Raw genomic sequence first — 16,802 nt, 5'->3', positions numbered from 1 at the left:
TTTAAAAGATTGAATTGTTATCTGTTGGAACTTCTGTATATGAACCAGCATGGGGATTAGATTTTTGCTCTAGATTTAAACCTCTTTTGTAATAAACAACAATTGTATCTTTACCTTGAGTACCTGTTTCAAATAGTTTTTGTAATTCATCATAAGTAGATTTTACCTCCCTATCTGAAGCATTTCCAATGTAACAAATTGTTGCTTTTTGAATTTCTCCTGTTTGATTAACAACATTGTACCTATAATTAAAATCACAAGCGTTATCAGAAAATGCTAGTTGTAAATCCTTATACCCCAAATGTTTTATACTATGAGGATATAAAGTGTTGTTTGGTAAAATATTACAGTCTAACTCTGCAACACTTGAACAATTACTATTTCTTACAGCTTCACTAGTACTAAATGTATCTTCTATGTATGTTAATCTGTTATTACATTCATCTGATTCATTTAATGTAAAGCTATTCAAATGTATGACGTCGGACCATTTACTTTCCTCTTTCCCTTTAACTTTTCCTGTAGATATATTAATCAATCTTTCTTTATCCAGGAATGATTTAAATGGATCTAATAAATAAGCATTAGTAACTCCTCTGTCATTTAAAAAATCAATATGATTATCGGAAACTATAGAAATTTCTTCTAAATCAATAGAATTAACAAAATGATAGATATTAGTTACCGTAGGACCTTCACGTCTTTGTTGCTCATCAACACCTTCAATAATATGCACTGATTTATTATGAATTTTAAACAGTTCAATATTTCTATTTAGAAAATAAACGCGTTTATTTCGTTTAATTTGCAAGAAATACAAACCTTTATTATGATTATCAATAATTTTTTTAGGTTTATAGTCTAACTCAGTATCAACTGTTTTAAAATATATAGCACTTCTAGGAGCATTATTATCTTCATACAAATACTTTCCATTTAAAAAAGTAGTGTCAATCCCCCAATTTAAAGTTAATAGTTCTCTTTTTTCTCTAGCTAATGAAAATTGTTTAAATGCTATAAAGTTATTGTGAGATGGATTTGGATTAAACTGCAGGCTCAAAATCAAGTATGGGGAATCAATCCAACTATGATTATCTGTTAGTTCTTGTTCAAATTGAGCATTAAAATTCATAGCTTCGGAACAAATAAATGACATTAGTCTTACAGAATGATTATTATTTTTGATAATATAGACAGTACTACCTTTTATTAAGTTATCTGGTTCTATTTGGCTAGACCATAAACCGCCCATATGTCTAGTTTTAAACTGAATTAGAATAATAAGTTTTTCTAAACCATCATGTTTTCCTTTGAAAATATAATATAAAGGATCTACATAATTTTTATCAGATGTTGTATAGCAATCTTCAAAATGTATGTACAATTTTTCATAGTTTATTGCTCTTAAAGAATCTAATTCTACTTTGTTGAGTGATTCGCCCCCTAACGCCCAAAGTTTATTCTGTGAAGGTTGCAAATCTTCATTAGCTATAATCTCTTCAATAACAGACTTTGGACAAGAATATTCAGGAGATAACACTAGTGCTATATGCTCTTCCTTTGCCTTTTTTAAGACGCTGATAAACTTTTCTTTTGCTTCGTTTTGGTTCTTATTCCCAATACGAGTATTGTCAGCAAAAAATACACCTTTATGCTGATAAAGGAAAAAACTGTTACGCTGAGTATCACGTTTCAGAACGTCTAGTTCAGTTGTTATGTTTAGACTATCTATATCTATAAACTTCATTTTTTCTTTTTAGTTAATTAACATACTCTAACTTTCCCCGTTACCACCCCATCTATCAAACTACTCTTATATTCCTTCAACTTCTCAATCTCTTGCTCTTTTAATGAAATGGCTGTAGTGATTTTGGTAGACAAAGATTTTATAAATACCACAATGTCATCCTGCTCATATTTTGATGGATAAGCAATTGGCATTTCAAAAAACATTGTGGAGTAGAATCTTAGTCTTGACGAATGTAAACCTGTTGACACTTTATTATAATGTTCTACATAGTTAATACCAGCTAAAAGATTTTCTAAAAAAATAACATTAAAGGAATTTTGTGTTTTCTGTCTATAAACGGCGTATGAAGGACTAACAATTCCAGTTTGCTTAGAAACACCTAATGCTCCCATCCAAGCCCACATTATGTTATAAACAAGATCATCTTTTTGGCATAATTTTGAACCTGTGTAATCTTCAGATTGAAACATGGAAACATTTTTTTCTGAACGAGGAGTTACTCCAGTCATATGAGAAACAGATAATAATTCTTCTTTTCCTGTTTGAGAACGATCATTTATCTCATCAAATAAATATTTGCATTTTTTCACCTCCCAATGCTCAGGAATCTCTCCAATCCATTCTACACCGCTGTCTTTTAGTTTTATATCAGGATTAATCCCTTGAGTAACCGCTTTATGAATGAGTATTTGCCTGCGTTCTTTGAGTAAGTCTATTTGCTGTTGCTTGATGGCGATGGCTTGGTCAATCTTGGCAGTTTTATCGTCTAGAAATTTAGCAATTGCGGTTTGTTCTTCAAATGGTGGTTGCAAGAATTTATATTGATATAAATCTTCAATTCTAAATGAAGCTTGCATATGATCTGGAATTAAACTTCTGTAGTATGAGAACAAAGGCTGAAAATGATAAAAAAAGAATTTGTTTAAAATATTATGATTTCTTTTTATAATTATCATACAATTCTGCGACAAACTAAATTTACCTTGAAGATAGCTAACAGTCATTGCTTTAGCTCCAACAGTAGTTGAAAATAGACATCCTTGTTCACTAAAATCAAATTCAAATTCGTTAATTGAACTCATTATACCATTATTCTCGGTTTGGCCACTATAGACTGGATAGTTGCCTTTTATATTCCCACAGAATTCTTTTGTCAAAATGGCTGCTTTTTTACCTTTTTCAGCTTTAAAATTGTGAAATACTTTCTTCACTTCCCAATGCTCTGGAATATCCCCCAGCCATTCCACACCAGAAGGTTTGTAAGATGTATAAGCTTGTAATTTTGTAATGGTATTATTCATCGGTGGTATCAATTCGGTTTTGTAACTCTTTTTCAATTTCTTCGATAGTAGGTAAACTACTTTTTAGTTCTTCGGGTAGTATTTCAGTAAACGAAAATTCACTAATTCCTATGGGTTTGTTAATGTCTCGCAAGGCAAACTCGGCTTCGATGTTGTTTTTGTCTCGGCACAATAGTATTCCTATGGTGGGTTTGTCATCTTCTTGTTTTAAAAGCGTATCGACTGCCGAGAGGTAAAAATTCATTTTCCCTGTGTATTCAGGAATAAAGGCAGTGTTTTTTAATTCGATTACCACGTAACATTTGAGTTTGATGTGGTAGAATAGTAAATCTAAAAAGTATTCTTTTTCGCCAATTTCGAGTGGGTATTGTTGCCCTACAAAGGCAAAACCTTTACCGAGCTCCAATAAAAATTTTGAGATTTGTGTGACCAACTGTTTTTCTAAATCGCGTTCTTTCATTTTTGGAGTCATCGCCACAAAATCAAAAACATAAGGGTCTTTTAGTGTTTGTTGTGCCAAATCGGACAAGGGTTCTGGCAGGGTATATTTGAAATTGGTTATCGATTTCCCTTGTCGTGCAAACAATTGTGATTTGATTTGCAAGGCCAAAGTATCGCGACTCCAGGCGTTTTCTATGGTTTGTTGGATGTAAAATTGGGCTTGTTCTACATTTTCTGATTTGGTGAAAATGTAGATGTGATGTCCCCACGGAATTTGAGTCAATAGTTCGGCGTTCAATTGGTCAACAGCTTGTTGACTTTTTACAATTGGTATGTTTTGTAATTGGGCAACAGCTTGTTGCCCAAATGGATCGTTCGTGTTTTTCAATTGTGCAACAGCTTGTTGCACAATTGTATCTTTATAAAAATTATAGAAACTACGGCAATATTTGAGGTTTCGACTCGAAAAACCCGTCATTGTTGGGAATTCTTCTTTTAAATCTAAGGATAGTTGCTCTATCAATTTATTCCCCCAAGTGGCTGTTTCTTGCTTTTCGGCAATCATTTTTCCTAATTCCCAATAGAAATTAATCAAAGCGGCATTCACCGCTACTGCTGCTTTTATTTGAGACGAACGGATTTTTGATTTTAATTCAAAAAGCCATTCTTTGTATTCGGTATCTAGTATTTGCATCCTGAAATTTTATTTATAAAGCCAATATTTCTGCAATCAGTCCGTCACTTTGTTTCTCTAAGTCCAAAATATCTTTGGTTACTTCTGAGATGCTACGCAAGGGTTTGTGTTGGTAGAAATATTTATTAAAGCTTATTTCGTAGCCAATTTTGGTTGCATCAAGGTTTATCCAAGCTTCGGAAACGTGCGGCTGTACTTCACGTAGGAAGTAGTCGTAAATCGGTTCTTTTAATGGTACATTTTCGGTATCACGCAAATCGCTTTCGGTTTCATAAGTAAGGAATTCGCCTTTTTTGGCCGTTGGAAAAAAGCCATAATTCGGCAACTCTTTTTCGGTACAGTCTAATTTTTCTAAAAGTTGGTTTAATTTGTCGCCTGCTAGTTTCACGATACTTTTCGTTACTTTTTCCGCTTCGGCATCGTAGCAGGAAATAACGTTGTAAACAGCATTCAATTCAGAAGCACTTACTTTTAGTTTATTGGTTTTAACCGCCGCCGCTACTTTGTCTTTAAAATTATTAAAATCACTGTATTCCTGGGTTCCTATAGCCTTCATTAAAGTCTGGCTCAAGGTCATTAGATCCAATTGTTTTTTCCAAAGTGCCTCGGTGGTCAACGCTTTTAATTGTTTGGCGTTGAGGTTGAGTTCTTGCTTTTCACACCAATCGGTAATTGCTTTTTCGTGTGTTTTTATATCGGTATATACAGCTTCGCCATAGGTTTTATAGCAATGTTCCATCGCTTCACGTAGCGTTTTATCAAAACGCAGTTCGGCAATGCGCTCGGCTGTGAATTGTGCTTTTAAGCGTTTTGGTCTTTCGATGGTTACTTTGTGGTAGCCAAAATCAGAATTGTCAAATACTTTGGAAGCAATACCTTCGCTTTCGGTTCTTTCTATTGCTTGTAAATCAGTGTAGGTTTTTACAATTTTGGTAATATGCTCAGGTGCGAACTCACAGTTTTTGTTTCCTAAATTCTTTCGCAGTTTTCGGAACAATTGTCCGGCATCAATGAGTTGTACTTTTCCTTTGCGTTTGGGGGCTTTGTTGTTGCTTAAAATCCAAATGTAAGTGGTAATTCCAGTATTGTAAAATAAGTTGTTGGGTAATTGTACAATGGCTTCCAAGCAGTCGTTTTCGATAATGTACCGACGAATGTTGCTTTCGCCACCGCCAGCATCGCCTGTAAACAAGCTACTACCATTATGTACCGAAGCAATACGAGTTCCTCTTGGACTTTGCGAAAGTGGTTTCATTTTGCTGACCATTTCCATTAGAAACAACAATTGTCCGTCAGATGAACGCGGAATGGCATCGGCAGCTTCTTCTATTCCCCAATAGTTTTTTAATTGGATTTGGAAACGACTGTCAATCACGTCTTTTCCGTCTTTGATATATTTTTGCTCACTTGCCCAGGATTTACCATAAGGAGGATTGGACAACATAAAGTCGAAAGTGGTTCCTGCAAATTCATCGGTAGAAAGTGTAGAACCCACACGGATATTTTCGGGATTATTTCCCTTAATCATCATATCTGATTTACAGATGGCATAGGTTTCGTCGTTGATTTCTTTTCCATACAAATACACATCCGAATTGACTGCACGAATTTCTCCCTCTTCGTCTTTGATGAAATTTTGCGCTTCAGTAAGCATTCCACCACTACCACAAGCGGGATCGTAAATGGTCATTACAGGAGGTAAATTGTTTTTGATTGGATCAAAAATAATGTGCGTCATCAGATCAATTACTTCACGAGGTGTAAAGTGTTCTCCTGCTTCTTCATTATTTTCCTCGTTGAACTTTCGAATTAATTCTTCGAATACATAACCCATTCCGAGATTAGAAAGAGCTGGTAATTTTCTACCATTGCTATCTAATTTTTCGAAAGGAGTCAGGTTTATGTCGGGCGAAGTAAATTTTTCCAAAACATCTAGCAACACATCTTTTGCAGCCATGTGTTTGACTTCTTAGTTTAAACTTCTCGATAATCTCTTTCACATTGGCACTAAAACCATTTAGATAATCCTCGAAATTAGCTTGTAGCAATTGTTGACTATTCGTAGCGGTATTGTGTAGGCGTTGTAAAGTCCACTCACTAGTATTGTAAAACACGTAACCAGAAGCGGCCCGTAATCCGTTTTCGTCCCATTCTGTAAAACCTGCTTCATCACGTTGAAAAGAGAGTTCTTCCATAACAGCGTCTTTAGTAGGTTCTAGCAAAGCATCTAGTCGGCGTAAAACGACCATTGGTAAAATAACATCGCGGTATTTTCCACGAACGTAAACATCACGAAGGCAGTCGTCTGCAATTGACCAAATGAAAGAAACTAATTTATTGTGTACGGATTGATTCATTTATATTGAAATTTATTATAAAAATGTAAAACTATAATTTTCATTATTGTTAACCTAGATTTGTTTTACATTGATTCGCTTTGTTAACAAAAATAAAGTTTAGTTTTATTTTACAATTACGGTTTACCGCATTTTTTATGGTGTCTTTGTTTATGTATTAGCTTTCCTTTAAATGTTCTTTGCTTACAAGTTCCAAGTGAAAAGGAACCAGATATCGTTTGTGAAACAAACGGGCGTCTTACCGTTCACAGGAACGTTGTGATCTTGGAATTTTTTAAAAGTCAAAAACTAAATTGGATCTAAAAGCAATTATAAGCAATCATGGACATATTATGTCTATGATCATAATGTTACAACTTGAAAAACGGATAAGTTAATTACCTACAGCCATAAATATCTTAAAAAAAGAAAAAGGAAAAAGAACGCATTCTTAAATTGTACATCTGCAATGAAAATGCTATAAGTTCCGAATGGTGACATGTTGAGGAACGAAACTTGTCAATATGCGTACTTCTTTTGCCTATGTACAATACCTTGGTTTGCTTATTGTCTTTTTGTCCTTATTTAAGTTTCTTTGAAGGGATACACTACAACAAAAAATTAAATGGAAAACATTATAAAAGAAGTGTACTTTTTCAATACAATAATGTCTTTCAAATCCATAAAATTCTGACTGTTTTAAGGAAGGTTTTTGTGGAGCTCTTAGAATTAATAGCAGTCGGAAATTATCTTTTACTAATCAATGTAAAGGTTAATATAAGATTAATCTAAAAAGGAAAAAGGACACTGTTGAAGGTATCCTTTTGAATTAATTTATACTTTATAAAAGGGCTATTTTCCTTTTAGTAGCTTTTCTAATAATTCAACCTTTTCTTTTTCAGCTTGAACTAAACGTTCGTAAAGTTTTCTGTTTTCATCAACAATTTCCATCATTTTATCCAAGGGATTGAAAGCGCAATGATTAGCCTGAATACCACCATTACTATGGCTAAAATCATTATCGTATATATTATTAAAATAATTAATCACATTTTCTTCTGAAAAATTTTTAATTGCTTCCACAGTTACTCCTAATGCTTTTGCTACTTCAGTTAGTTTTTCTTCATCTATAGTTTCACTTGCTTCTATATTAGAAACAGACTGCTGACTCACTCCAATAGCGACTGCCAATGCCTCTTGCTTCATCCCTTTAAGTTCTCTAATTCGGCTAATATTTCGGCCAATATGTTTTGGTTTTGTTGCTGTACTCATAACTCAAAGATATTTAAAATTCTTTTAAAAAATAGGTTTTGGTAAAAAACAAGTTCCTTTTGGTACGATACAATTTCCGTTAGTTCGGTACAGTACAATCTCTTGCTTACTTGCATGTAATAAACAAAAATACAAATTAAAAAAGATGTTTAACATGTAAAAACAAAAATTATGAAACCTTCAGAACAACTTTCATTTTCAAAGCTCGAAAACGACTATTTAGAAAATATCCTTAGAGAATTGGTTAATCAATACAATATCATTCAGATGTTTTTCACCAAACACCCCTCTTCCTTGTTTTCGTATCTTATTATCAATATTGAAAAAAATATTGATGCACAACAGCTACAACAGAACAAATGGGTAAAAAAAGTTAAAAGTCTTTATCAAATCAATGTATATTTTATTTGGTCTTCAAGACTTCATCATCATTATTCTTTGGGTTGTCCCTTTATTGCGTTTTACTGCATTCCATCTGCCGTTATGTTCCAGAATTTAGAGTCGCAAAATTCAATTTTCATTGCTAAGGAATGGAAAAAATACAAGAAGTCGTTTAATGTGTATCAAAATAGTTTTTACCACGATCACGACCTTTATAAGATACAAGTCCAAAACCTTATTTCAGAAGGTTCTTCTAACAGTATTTTTACATCTTATGCAAGACTTATTGCATATGATCTTGACTATTTAGAAGAACTGTACTGCGGAAATAAATCTGATTCACTGAGTTTAGATCAAAGGATTACTAATCTTATTGAATACATTCCTAATGTTCAGAAATACTTTGTAAGTAACAGTCACAACCAATATTATCTCACTGATTTGTTTGTAAAAGCAAAAGAAGCAACTGCCGATGATGAGGCAATTTATAGAGAGGAAATGTACGAAGCAGTTAGAATTGCCGAACAAAGTCTTTATCGTCTTATCGAAGAAAGATTTGATGAATTAAAAAAAGGGATCAAAAAGGAATCATCTGAAAAGCTTGAAGTTTCATTTCAAATTGATGATAAGCCGAAAGATATAATTCTAAGCGTTGCAATAGAAACAATATTAAAATCGATTAAAATCGAACAGATTTATTTATATCATCAAATTACCTACGGTGAGAAAACAACCTATTACTTGATGCTTATAACAGTTGGTGCGGGTAATGAAAAATTAAAATCACTCAATCAATCTCTAAAAAGCAAAGTTGGAGAAAAACATGATTTTGTTTTGTTAAGCCACAGCCGATACTGGATACAAAATAACCTATACCAAAATCAGGCTTTCTTTTCCAACATTATACAAGAGAAATATCATAGATATTCATCCAGTAAATATCTTCCCGAATTTCATTGGGAGATACCACACAAACCCTATCACGCTGACCTATATTTTTACTATAAGTCGACCAAAAACAGTGCTTTACAATTTTCTACAATAGCCAATAATGATCTTGAAAACTACCAAGTTTTAGATTCTCTTTTTACATTGTTTTTTCTGTCCTTTTGCAGGACATACATTTTTGTAAAAACGCATTACCTGCCCAATTATGTTTCAAGCCATACATTGTGGGAACTGTGCATTTATGCAGATCCTGGCATACGAAAGTATAATTATCTAATAGAACAGTTCTGGACGGATTTCTTTCCCTTTTTAGATAGACATATGACCCTTCATCATAAATTATCAAAGTTCAACAAAGAAGAGGTTAATCAGATGAATGTTATTGTTGAGAAACTGATGTGTGAATTGCACAATTTGGTTATTGAAGGCGAATTGCTATTGAGCTTTGAGCAAGACTAATGCATTATCATTAAGTAAAAGTTATCAATATAAAATACAAGGAGTATGAAAACAGATGAAATTGAAAATCTAGAAACTATTAAGAGATTAACTACTAGTTGTCTCTCTACTTTGAAACCAAGTAAGGATAAAAGCAAGGTTCACATTGCTGAGATAAGAGTTTATGATTATTATGAGCTTGCCACGGTTGTTAGACACTTATTGAAATTATGTATTGTAGCTCTCGATCAAGATTCTGCTGAAGTACCTAGTACAGTTAAAAATCAGTCTATTGATGTTGGACTTATACTGGGAATTGCTCTGCAGTTGTTCCCAATTGATGAATTTGAATTAATAAATGAGATAAGCATGATGTTCCCTGTTGGTGATAAATGTGAAGATAAACAAGAGTGATGCAGAACGGAAATAAAGTACATTATTTTAAATATTATGGTCTTTAATTACCATTAATCCTGCACTGCCATACTGAGTATGTTTACCTAAGATTCTGCTAAAATCGCTTATTATCTGTACTTCACAAATTAGTTTCTAATTCATAAGTAAAAATTATTAAATCCATTTCATCTAAAAAAAAACGACTTCGGAGTTTTTTTAAGCTCCCTGCGGGGCAAGTTGTTTTGAGCTACTGAATTCATTCAGAGTAGCTCAAAACACAACTTGCTGTTTTCTCTCGAAAACATTATTAGATTGGTTTTTGATCTAAAGGGCTGATGCCCTTTTTTTTATGTTGGCTTTTTTTTTAATCCATGCTTACTTTTAGTTTTATTAAAATTAGTTATGAAAAGTCTGTGTGAATAATGCAGTAATACACTGTTTTTGTAGGGCTTAGCTATTACATTTTGAGAATAAGTTCTAATTAAGCCTAAAGACTTGAATTCATTATTGACTGTAATAGTTTGAAATTAGCCTAACCATTTATAAGTGCATAGGTATGTATGTATGTATGTATGTATGTATTTATGTATGTAAAATTGCAGTCTTGTACTCCTTTAATCTTGCAATCTTGCTCGCACATATATCCTTATATAAACCCGTAGCTACGTCCCTACGTAAAAGCATATATATTTAAATATGCTTTTACATAAGGGTATGAATATATATGTAAGCTTGCAGTTATAACCATATGCTTATATCTACAACCATAAATGTTTTTTCAAAAGAAAACAGAAAAACCAAAAAAAAGAAAAAGAAAGCAATTTAAAAGGAGGGGATGCAGGCAGACCAAAAGGAATCGGAATAAGTCCCGTAGGGTGGATTGTGAGGTACGAGCAAGACATTATGCCGAAGTCTTTTGGGCAGACTGATCCAGCCCGTCCTATCTTTATTTCTTTTTTTATTTCTTTGGATAAAAAGCTTATCCAAAAACAGACAAACACTACCAGTTAAAGCCTTGAACTACCTTAAAGAGTGGCCTAAAAAGTATAAGGACTATCTTCTGCTTTAAAATTAAGAATTATGAAAAAAGATAAGCATAAGAGTAAATCAAAACAAAAGCAAAAAGCATCGGCAAATTTAAAAACTGAAGAAAAAAAAGAGAAGGAAATTAAAAAGGAGACCGACAGAAAAGAAACTCCTTTTATGCAGATTGATAAAAACGGAGACATTTTTACGAACTTTTTTTCTAATTTTTTCAAACAGCTTAGAAACCGTGCAAAAACAGGACTTGGTGGAATTTTAGAGAAATTTTTATTGGTTAAAATTAATGAGAGAGATAAACCTGAAAAATCTGTGGATATAGTGGGTTCAACAAAAACGGTTTTGCGTTATGTAAACAATGATAGAAACAATAATTTAAATCCAGCTGAAAAGGAATCGCTTAGACAGCTTACAAACCAGCCCCTTAGAAATACAGTTAAGCAGACTCAGGATAAAGAGGAATCAATAACTAAACCAAAGAAAAAAGGTTTGAGCATTTAGTTTTGTTCAGTAACTGGCATGAATAACATCTAAGTGTTGTAAGTAAAACTAAATCCAGTGGTAGGGTTTGTCCTTACGGTTTAGGTAACAGTACATATCTTCCTTTTTGAGTTCAGGAAAGAATATAATAGCATCTTCAATGGCATAGTTGGGCAGAAAGGAAATTTCATCACGGATCGTTCTGATTACTTTTTCCTGTCCATAAAAACGGATGATTTCATCAATTTGATCCTGACCTCCACGCTCAACAATACGGGCAATTACCATTTTATATCCTCCGTCCCAGTCAATGCGGTCAAATTTAAAATCCCAGAAGAATTTAGGGTGAAGGTTAGGTATATTTTTGGTTAATGGCTTCATTGTTTTTTTAATTGCTTTAGTATCAAATATACGCATTTTCCACTGAATTACCTGCGAAAACCTCTGTTTTTATTGGGGTTAATCGATAGATCTTGGCTTTCTGATTTAAATTTATATAAAGGATTTTTTACTGCCAGTTCCAGCCGTTTTTTAATATTTTTCCAGTTCTGCTCTTTTTCTTTTAGTACATCCACACCTTCAAAGGTGGTAATCTTGTCATACGTATTCAGACCTATGCAAGCCCAATATTGGTCTTTGTCATACTTTCTCTGATAAGCTTGCAGATAGAACTTTAAAGGTTCTTGTTCAAGCATAAAATACATATCGACAAAATCTTTGTATCTGTTACCACTCTGATGAATTGCATGGAGTTTCATTGCTCCAATGTCTTCATTGGAAATTATGCGGACTCCTTCAATTGTTTCTACAGAATTTAAAAGAGGGTAATTGTGTGTGACAATATCGACTTTTATATTATCGACGTAGGTAAGAACTGTGTTCGAGAAGCACTTGCTTTCATTTTGATTTACACCGTAAGTATCATGCAAGTATTGAAGCATCATCTTCGAATCAAAATTTTTTGTTGTAAAAAGATCTATATCTACTGATAAACGATGTCCTAATCCTAAAGCTAGCGCCGTACCACCAACCAGCACATGTTCTTTCAATTTCTCATCTTTCATAAGTCTTTGGAGAAGTTCCCACATCTGTTGAGTAACTGTTTCTTTGTGTAGCATAATTTTTTGTTTTCAGAAAATTAATTCTCAAAACAATAAGCTCTCGCAAAGTGGTTACTTTTGGCTTTCCATGGCGTCACTTGTCTTTATATACCGTTATATAAGTTCAATTAGGACAACTCAAGCCAAATACTACTTACTAGTTCCTAATCTTCATGTCATAGCTAATCTTTAGATATATTGCTTCATAAATTTTTCTAAGTAATATCAATCAGTAGTGGTTATGGAAAATCAAAGTAGAATCAATTCTCACAAAGGTGGTAGGCATCCAAAGAAGGATCCTGCAACTAACCGTTATTCCATTAGTTTGACTGCTGAAGAAAATGCACGTTTTCTTTCTTTATTTGAAGAATCAGGTATGAATGTTAAGGCACACTATATAACCGCATGTGTTTTTCAAAAAGGCATCACAACTATAAAAGTGGATAAGGCAGCAGTAGATTATTATATCCGTCTGACTGCTCTATTTGGGCAATTCAGGGCTGTTGGGGTAAATTACAATCAAATAGTAAAGCTATTGTACCATAATTTTTCAGAAAAGAAAGCGGCTGCTTACCTCTTCAAGCTCGAAAGGCAAACTATTGAATTAGTTCAATTATCTCAAAAAATAATCCAACTTACAGCGGAATTTGAAACAAACTATCTGAAAAAAGAATAAAAAAATGATAGCTATAATTGATAGGGGTAAGAATTTAATGGGTGCGCTTTATTATAATTATCATAAGGTTGAAAAAGAGAAAGCACAGGTTTTGTTTACCCAAAAAATGATTGAAGCGCCCGATGGTAGTTATTCAGTATCTCAGTTAGCTAATTCTTTCGAATTGTATCTATTAGCCAATCGCAAGACAGAAAAACCAGTACTCCATATATCAATTAATCCTGATCCAAAAGATAGCGTAAGCGATGCTGATTTTAGTAGTATTGCACAGGATTATATGAAACAAATGGGTTACGAACAGCAACCTTTTGTGGTTTTTAAACACACCGATATTAACCGCACTCATATACATATTGTTTCAATTTGTGTGGATGAAGAGGGAAGAAAAATATCAGATCAATTTGAAAAAAGACGTTCGATGGTCATCTGCAGATCATTGGAGAAAGAGTATAATCTAATTTCAGCTATTGAAAAAAAAGAAAATTCTCAGCATTTTACATTCACCCCCGTTGATTATAAGTCTGGTGATATCAAAAGCCAAATGGCATCTGTACTGCGTTATTTGCCCAAGTATTATAAATTTCAAAGCTTTGGTGGGTATAAGGCTTTACTTTCTCGATTGAATATTACTGTTGAAGAAGTCAAGGGTGAATATAACGGTATCACAAAGCAAGGCCTGGTTTATTTTGCCTTAAATGACAAAGGAGAAAAAATCAGTAATCCATTTAAAGCTTCTTTATTTGGAAAAAGTGCAGGTTATACGCACCTGCAATCCTACTATGAAAAATCCAAAATCATCCTAAATGATCATCCCAACAAAGCTTCTTTAAAAGCAGCCATAGAAAAAAACATGCAGGCAACAACAAATGAAATTACTTTCATAAACCAATTGCAACAGCAAGGAATTGATACAGTCATTAGGCGTAGTAAAGAGGGAAGAATTTACGGCATTACTTTTATTGACCATTCCTCTAAAACCATTTGGAACGGTTCACAATTTGGAAAAAATCTTTCTGCTAATTTTTTTGAAGAATATTGGAATAAGGATGATAAACTGCAATACTCATCTCATGAAAATATGTCTAATTCAAAAAGGGATCAATCAGAGAAAATTGATATAGGGCAAGCCCACGAGTTATTTAATTTTTTAGACAAAGAAAACATTCAAAATGATTCACTGGAAAACGGACTTATAGATGCGCTGGGTGGATTGTTTTCCAGCCACCAAGGTGAAGACTATGAGGAAGAAGCATTTGCTAAAATGATTAAGAAAAAAACAAAACAAAGAAAACGGTAATAATGCTAATCCATTTAGACAAAAAGAAGACTCTAAGTAGAGGGTACTAATACCCTCCTGTTAATGACTTGCGTTTTGGTAGATATATGGAATGAAAAGGAGTTTATCTATCAAATTGCAACTACAGCTTTGGATAAATAAAGACTTTTCCGACCAAAGGAAGGAAGTGTCTTTATTTAGTAAAAGAACAGTTTTAAAAATTGGCTTTAATAAGCCATGTTACGACAATCAGTTCCTTTTAGTACTATAAGCGAGAAAACACTAAATCTATTTTATAAATTCAGGAGTTCTATTACAAATATTTAAAAACTATATAAAAGTAAGGAGGTGAAAAATGGATAATTTAGAAAGGCAAACAACTGAAAAAGAAGAAATTATATCAAAAATTTATGATGAGATAGAAAGGGAAAAAGAAGAAAAATTTGTAAATTTATTGGTTGAGATTATTGTGTCAATTACATTAATACAAGTTTATGAAAAGAGCGATTAGATATTTGAGATTTAGTCAATTGGGACAAAGTAATGGTTCAATTGAAAGGCAGGAACTGTATACCGATCAATATATACAACATCACAATATACAATTGGTCGATACCTTTATAGACAGGGGGAAAAGTGCCAAAACTTTTGATCGTCCTGATTTTATAAAATTACAAATTTTTATCGCCAAGCATTATAAATCCGTAGATTATTTACTTGTGGATCAGCTCGACCGTTTTAGTAGAGATGCAGGCGAAGCCATGAATATGGTCAAACAATTTCAAAAGAAATATAGTATTCAAATTGTTAGTGTAACAGAAGGAATCACTTTCGATTATGATACTCCAGGAAGTTTTTTCAGAGCGGGTTTACAATTATTACTTGCTGAAGAGGATAATATCAATAGAAGTATAAAAGTACGCGGTGGACTATATACTGCCAGAGCAAAAGAGGGACGATTCTTGACAAGAGAAAAACCTTTTGGTTATAGGAAAGTAGGAGAAGGAAAAGAACGTCATCTTGAAATTAACGAAGAGGAAGCAAAAGTTGTACGCATTGTATATGATATGTTTCTTCGGGATTTGCCTTTGTATAAAATCAAGGAGAAAGCCTATGAATTGGGCTTCGATAGAAAAGGCAATATGGCTGTTGATCGCGTACTGGCAAATCCTGTTTATGCAGGACTTGTCAGAGTTGAAGCTTTTAAAGATTTGCCTGGAGGACTTTTTCCTGCAATACACGAAGCCATTATAGATAAAAGCTCTTGGCAGATTGTACAAGGCAAAATGAAGAAAGAAGATAAAGTAAAAGTTGTCGTTGATGATGATATTCCACTTAGGGGCGTTTTGAAATGTCACTGTGGAGTTCCATTGACTGGTGCTCCATCACGTGGTAAATCGGGTAAATATTTTTATTACTACAAATGCAAACATTCCAAACATAATAATATCAGTGCTATTAAAGCTCATGAGCAATTTTTAAATGCTTGTGATCTTATGAGTATTTCTGAAACCAATATTAAGGTAATCAGAAATAGTTGTTATTCTACGATTGAAATTGAAATGAAAGTTAATAAGAAAAAAGCAGTCGAGAAAAAGCACGAACTCGATGAAATAAAGCAAAAACTCAATACAGTTGAAGAAAAGTGGTTTAAAGACGAAATAAACAAAGACACTTATGACAGATGGTATCCCATTTACAGTGGTCAAATTTTAAACCTCGAAGCAGCTATTGAAAGACTTAGTGCTAATCAGGGGAAAGTTTTCGAAGTTTTAGATACAAATCTTGATATGTTATCCGATATGAGATACGTTTATACAAAGTCAGATACTTTGCAGAAAAGAGAATTTGTAAACATGGTGTTCAACAAGAACTTGTACTATGAAAAGGGTATCTATCGAACACCTACAATGATGGATATGTTATCCCATAATGCCAATAAAATGGAGGAAAAGGGATATCTTATATACCAAAAAAAGAGGGATACTTTTTCAAATATCCCTCAAAGTGGGCGATGAGGGGTTCGAACCCCCGACCCCCTCGGTGTAAACGAGGTGCTCTGAACCAGCTGAGCTAATCGCCCTTTCGGGTTGCAATGTCTTACGTTATTGCGATTGCAAATATACAGCTCCATTTCGATTTCACAAGCATTATTTTAAAATAAATTGATATTTTTTTTCCGAAATTTGCTTTCACACTCTTTAACAGCATTTTAAATAAGAAATGAATCTGAATCATTTTTTTGTATTCACTTCTTATAGTCTTACATTTG

The 16,802-nt window shown here is 33.3% G+C and carries 15 protein-coding genes and 1 tRNA gene; 7 read left to right on the top strand and 9 right to left on the bottom strand.

The genetic code is table 11. From position 1 onward, the window contains the following. Position 1 precedes the first annotated feature (1 nt). From J3S90_RS12500 to J3S90_RS12480, 6 genes are all read right to left on the bottom strand, one after another. Positions 2–1,747 (bottom strand): hypothetical protein, encoded by a 1,746-nt coding sequence (locus tag J3S90_RS12500; protein WP_210646481.1) that lies wholly within the window; start codon positions 1,745–1,747, stop codon positions 2–4. Positions 1,748–1,764: 17 nt separating this feature from the next. Next, the gene (locus tag J3S90_RS12495; protein WP_210646480.1) at positions 1,765–3,087 is read right to left on the bottom strand and encodes a restriction endonuclease subunit S; all 1,323 of its coding nucleotides are present in this window, start codon (positions 3,085–3,087) and stop codon (positions 1,765–1,767) included. Continuing rightward, complete coding sequence (locus J3S90_RS12490) at positions 3,044–4,186, bottom strand: PDDEXK nuclease domain-containing protein (protein WP_210646479.1); 1,143 nt, start codon at positions 4,184–4,186, stop codon at positions 3,044–3,046. Before J3S90_RS12490 ends, J3S90_RS12495 begins: the two co-directional genes overlap by 44 nt. A 13-nt stretch (positions 4,187–4,199) precedes the next feature. Beyond that, positions 4,200–6,143 carry an HsdM family class I SAM-dependent methyltransferase gene (locus tag J3S90_RS12485; protein WP_236023952.1) on the bottom strand — a complete coding sequence of 648 codons (1,944 nt, stop codon included), beginning with the start codon at positions 6,141–6,143 and terminating at the stop codon, positions 4,200–4,202. Further along, positions 6,058–6,543, bottom strand: coding sequence for a type I restriction-modification system subunit M N-terminal domain-containing protein (locus tag J3S90_RS16240; RefSeq protein WP_236023951.1), 486 nt, complete (start codon positions 6,541–6,543; stop codon positions 6,058–6,060). The genes J3S90_RS12485 and J3S90_RS16240 overlap by 86 nt, the downstream gene beginning before the upstream one ends. An 831-nt stretch (positions 6,544–7,374) precedes the next feature. Further along, a complete protein-coding gene (locus J3S90_RS12480; protein WP_210646478.1) occupies positions 7,375–7,794 on the bottom strand; it encodes a helix-turn-helix domain-containing protein in 420 nt (139 codons plus the stop codon). Between the two features lie 171 nt (positions 7,795–7,965). Here J3S90_RS12480 and J3S90_RS12475 point away from each other — a divergent pair, with 171 nt between their 5' ends. The 3 genes from J3S90_RS12475 (at position 7,966) to J3S90_RS12465 (ending at position 11,499) form a co-directional block, all read left to right on the top strand. Beyond that, positions 7,966–9,582, top strand: a complete 1,617-nt coding sequence (locus J3S90_RS12475) for a hypothetical protein (RefSeq protein ID WP_210646477.1) — start codon at positions 7,966–7,968, stop codon at positions 9,580–9,582. Positions 9,583–9,627: 45 nt separating this feature from the next. Next, on the top strand, positions 9,628–9,975 hold the full coding sequence (locus J3S90_RS12470) for a hypothetical protein (RefSeq protein WP_210646476.1): 348 nt from the start codon (positions 9,628–9,630) through the stop codon (positions 9,973–9,975). Positions 9,976–11,037: 1,062 nt separating this feature from the next. Then, complete coding sequence (locus tag J3S90_RS12465; protein WP_210646475.1) at positions 11,038–11,499, top strand: hypothetical protein; 462 nt, start codon at positions 11,038–11,040, stop codon at positions 11,497–11,499. A 48-nt stretch (positions 11,500–11,547) separates the two neighbouring features. Here the strand turns inward: J3S90_RS12465 and J3S90_RS12460 are convergent, their stop codons facing one another. Both J3S90_RS12460 and J3S90_RS12455 read right to left on the bottom strand, forming a co-directional pair. Next, the gene (locus J3S90_RS12460) at positions 11,548–11,859 is read right to left on the bottom strand and encodes a DUF6922 domain-containing protein (RefSeq protein ID WP_210646474.1); all 312 of its coding nucleotides are present in this window, start codon (positions 11,857–11,859) and stop codon (positions 11,548–11,550) included. Positions 11,860–11,906: 47 nt separating this feature from the next. Then, positions 11,907–12,596: a nucleotidyl transferase AbiEii/AbiGii toxin family protein gene (locus J3S90_RS12455; RefSeq protein WP_210646473.1), complete on the bottom strand. Its 690-nt coding sequence runs from the start codon at positions 12,594–12,596 to the stop codon at positions 11,907–11,909. Positions 12,597–12,819: 223 nt separating this feature from the next. On the opposite strand from J3S90_RS12455, the gene mobA reads away from it, so the two are divergent. The 4 genes from mobA to J3S90_RS12435 all read left to right on the top strand — a co-directional run bounded on the left by mobA (position 12,820) and on the right by J3S90_RS12435 (position 16,548). Further along, positions 12,820–13,254 carry a conjugal transfer protein MobA gene (gene mobA / locus J3S90_RS12450; protein WP_210646472.1) on the top strand — a complete coding sequence of 145 codons (435 nt, stop codon included), beginning with the start codon at positions 12,820–12,822 and terminating at the stop codon, positions 13,252–13,254. 4 nt (positions 13,255–13,258) lie between these two features. Continuing rightward, positions 13,259–14,551 (top strand): conjugal transfer protein MobB, encoded by a 1,293-nt coding sequence (gene mobB / locus J3S90_RS12445; RefSeq protein WP_210646471.1) that lies wholly within the window; start codon positions 13,259–13,261, stop codon positions 14,549–14,551. 334 nt (positions 14,552–14,885) lie between these two features. After that, a complete protein-coding gene (locus J3S90_RS12440; protein ID WP_210646470.1) occupies positions 14,886–15,041 on the top strand; it encodes a hypothetical protein in 156 nt (51 codons plus the stop codon). Beyond that, positions 15,025–16,548: a recombinase family protein gene (locus tag J3S90_RS12435; RefSeq protein WP_210646469.1), complete on the top strand. Its 1,524-nt coding sequence runs from the start codon at positions 15,025–15,027 to the stop codon at positions 16,546–16,548. Before J3S90_RS12440 ends, J3S90_RS12435 begins: the two co-directional genes overlap by 17 nt. Here the strand turns inward: J3S90_RS12435 and J3S90_RS12430 are convergent. Then, positions 16,539–16,613: transfer RNA gene (locus J3S90_RS12430), tRNA-Val, on the bottom strand. The genes J3S90_RS12435 and J3S90_RS12430 overlap by 10 nt on opposite strands. Positions 16,614–16,802 lie beyond the last annotated feature (189 nt).

It is taken from the genome of Flavobacterium flabelliforme (assembly GCF_017948675.1).
GTDB classification, from domain to species: Bacteria; Bacteroidota; Bacteroidia; order Flavobacteriales; family Flavobacteriaceae; genus Flavobacterium; species Flavobacterium pygoscelis.
This window is presented reverse-complemented; position numbering and strand designations above follow the sequence as displayed.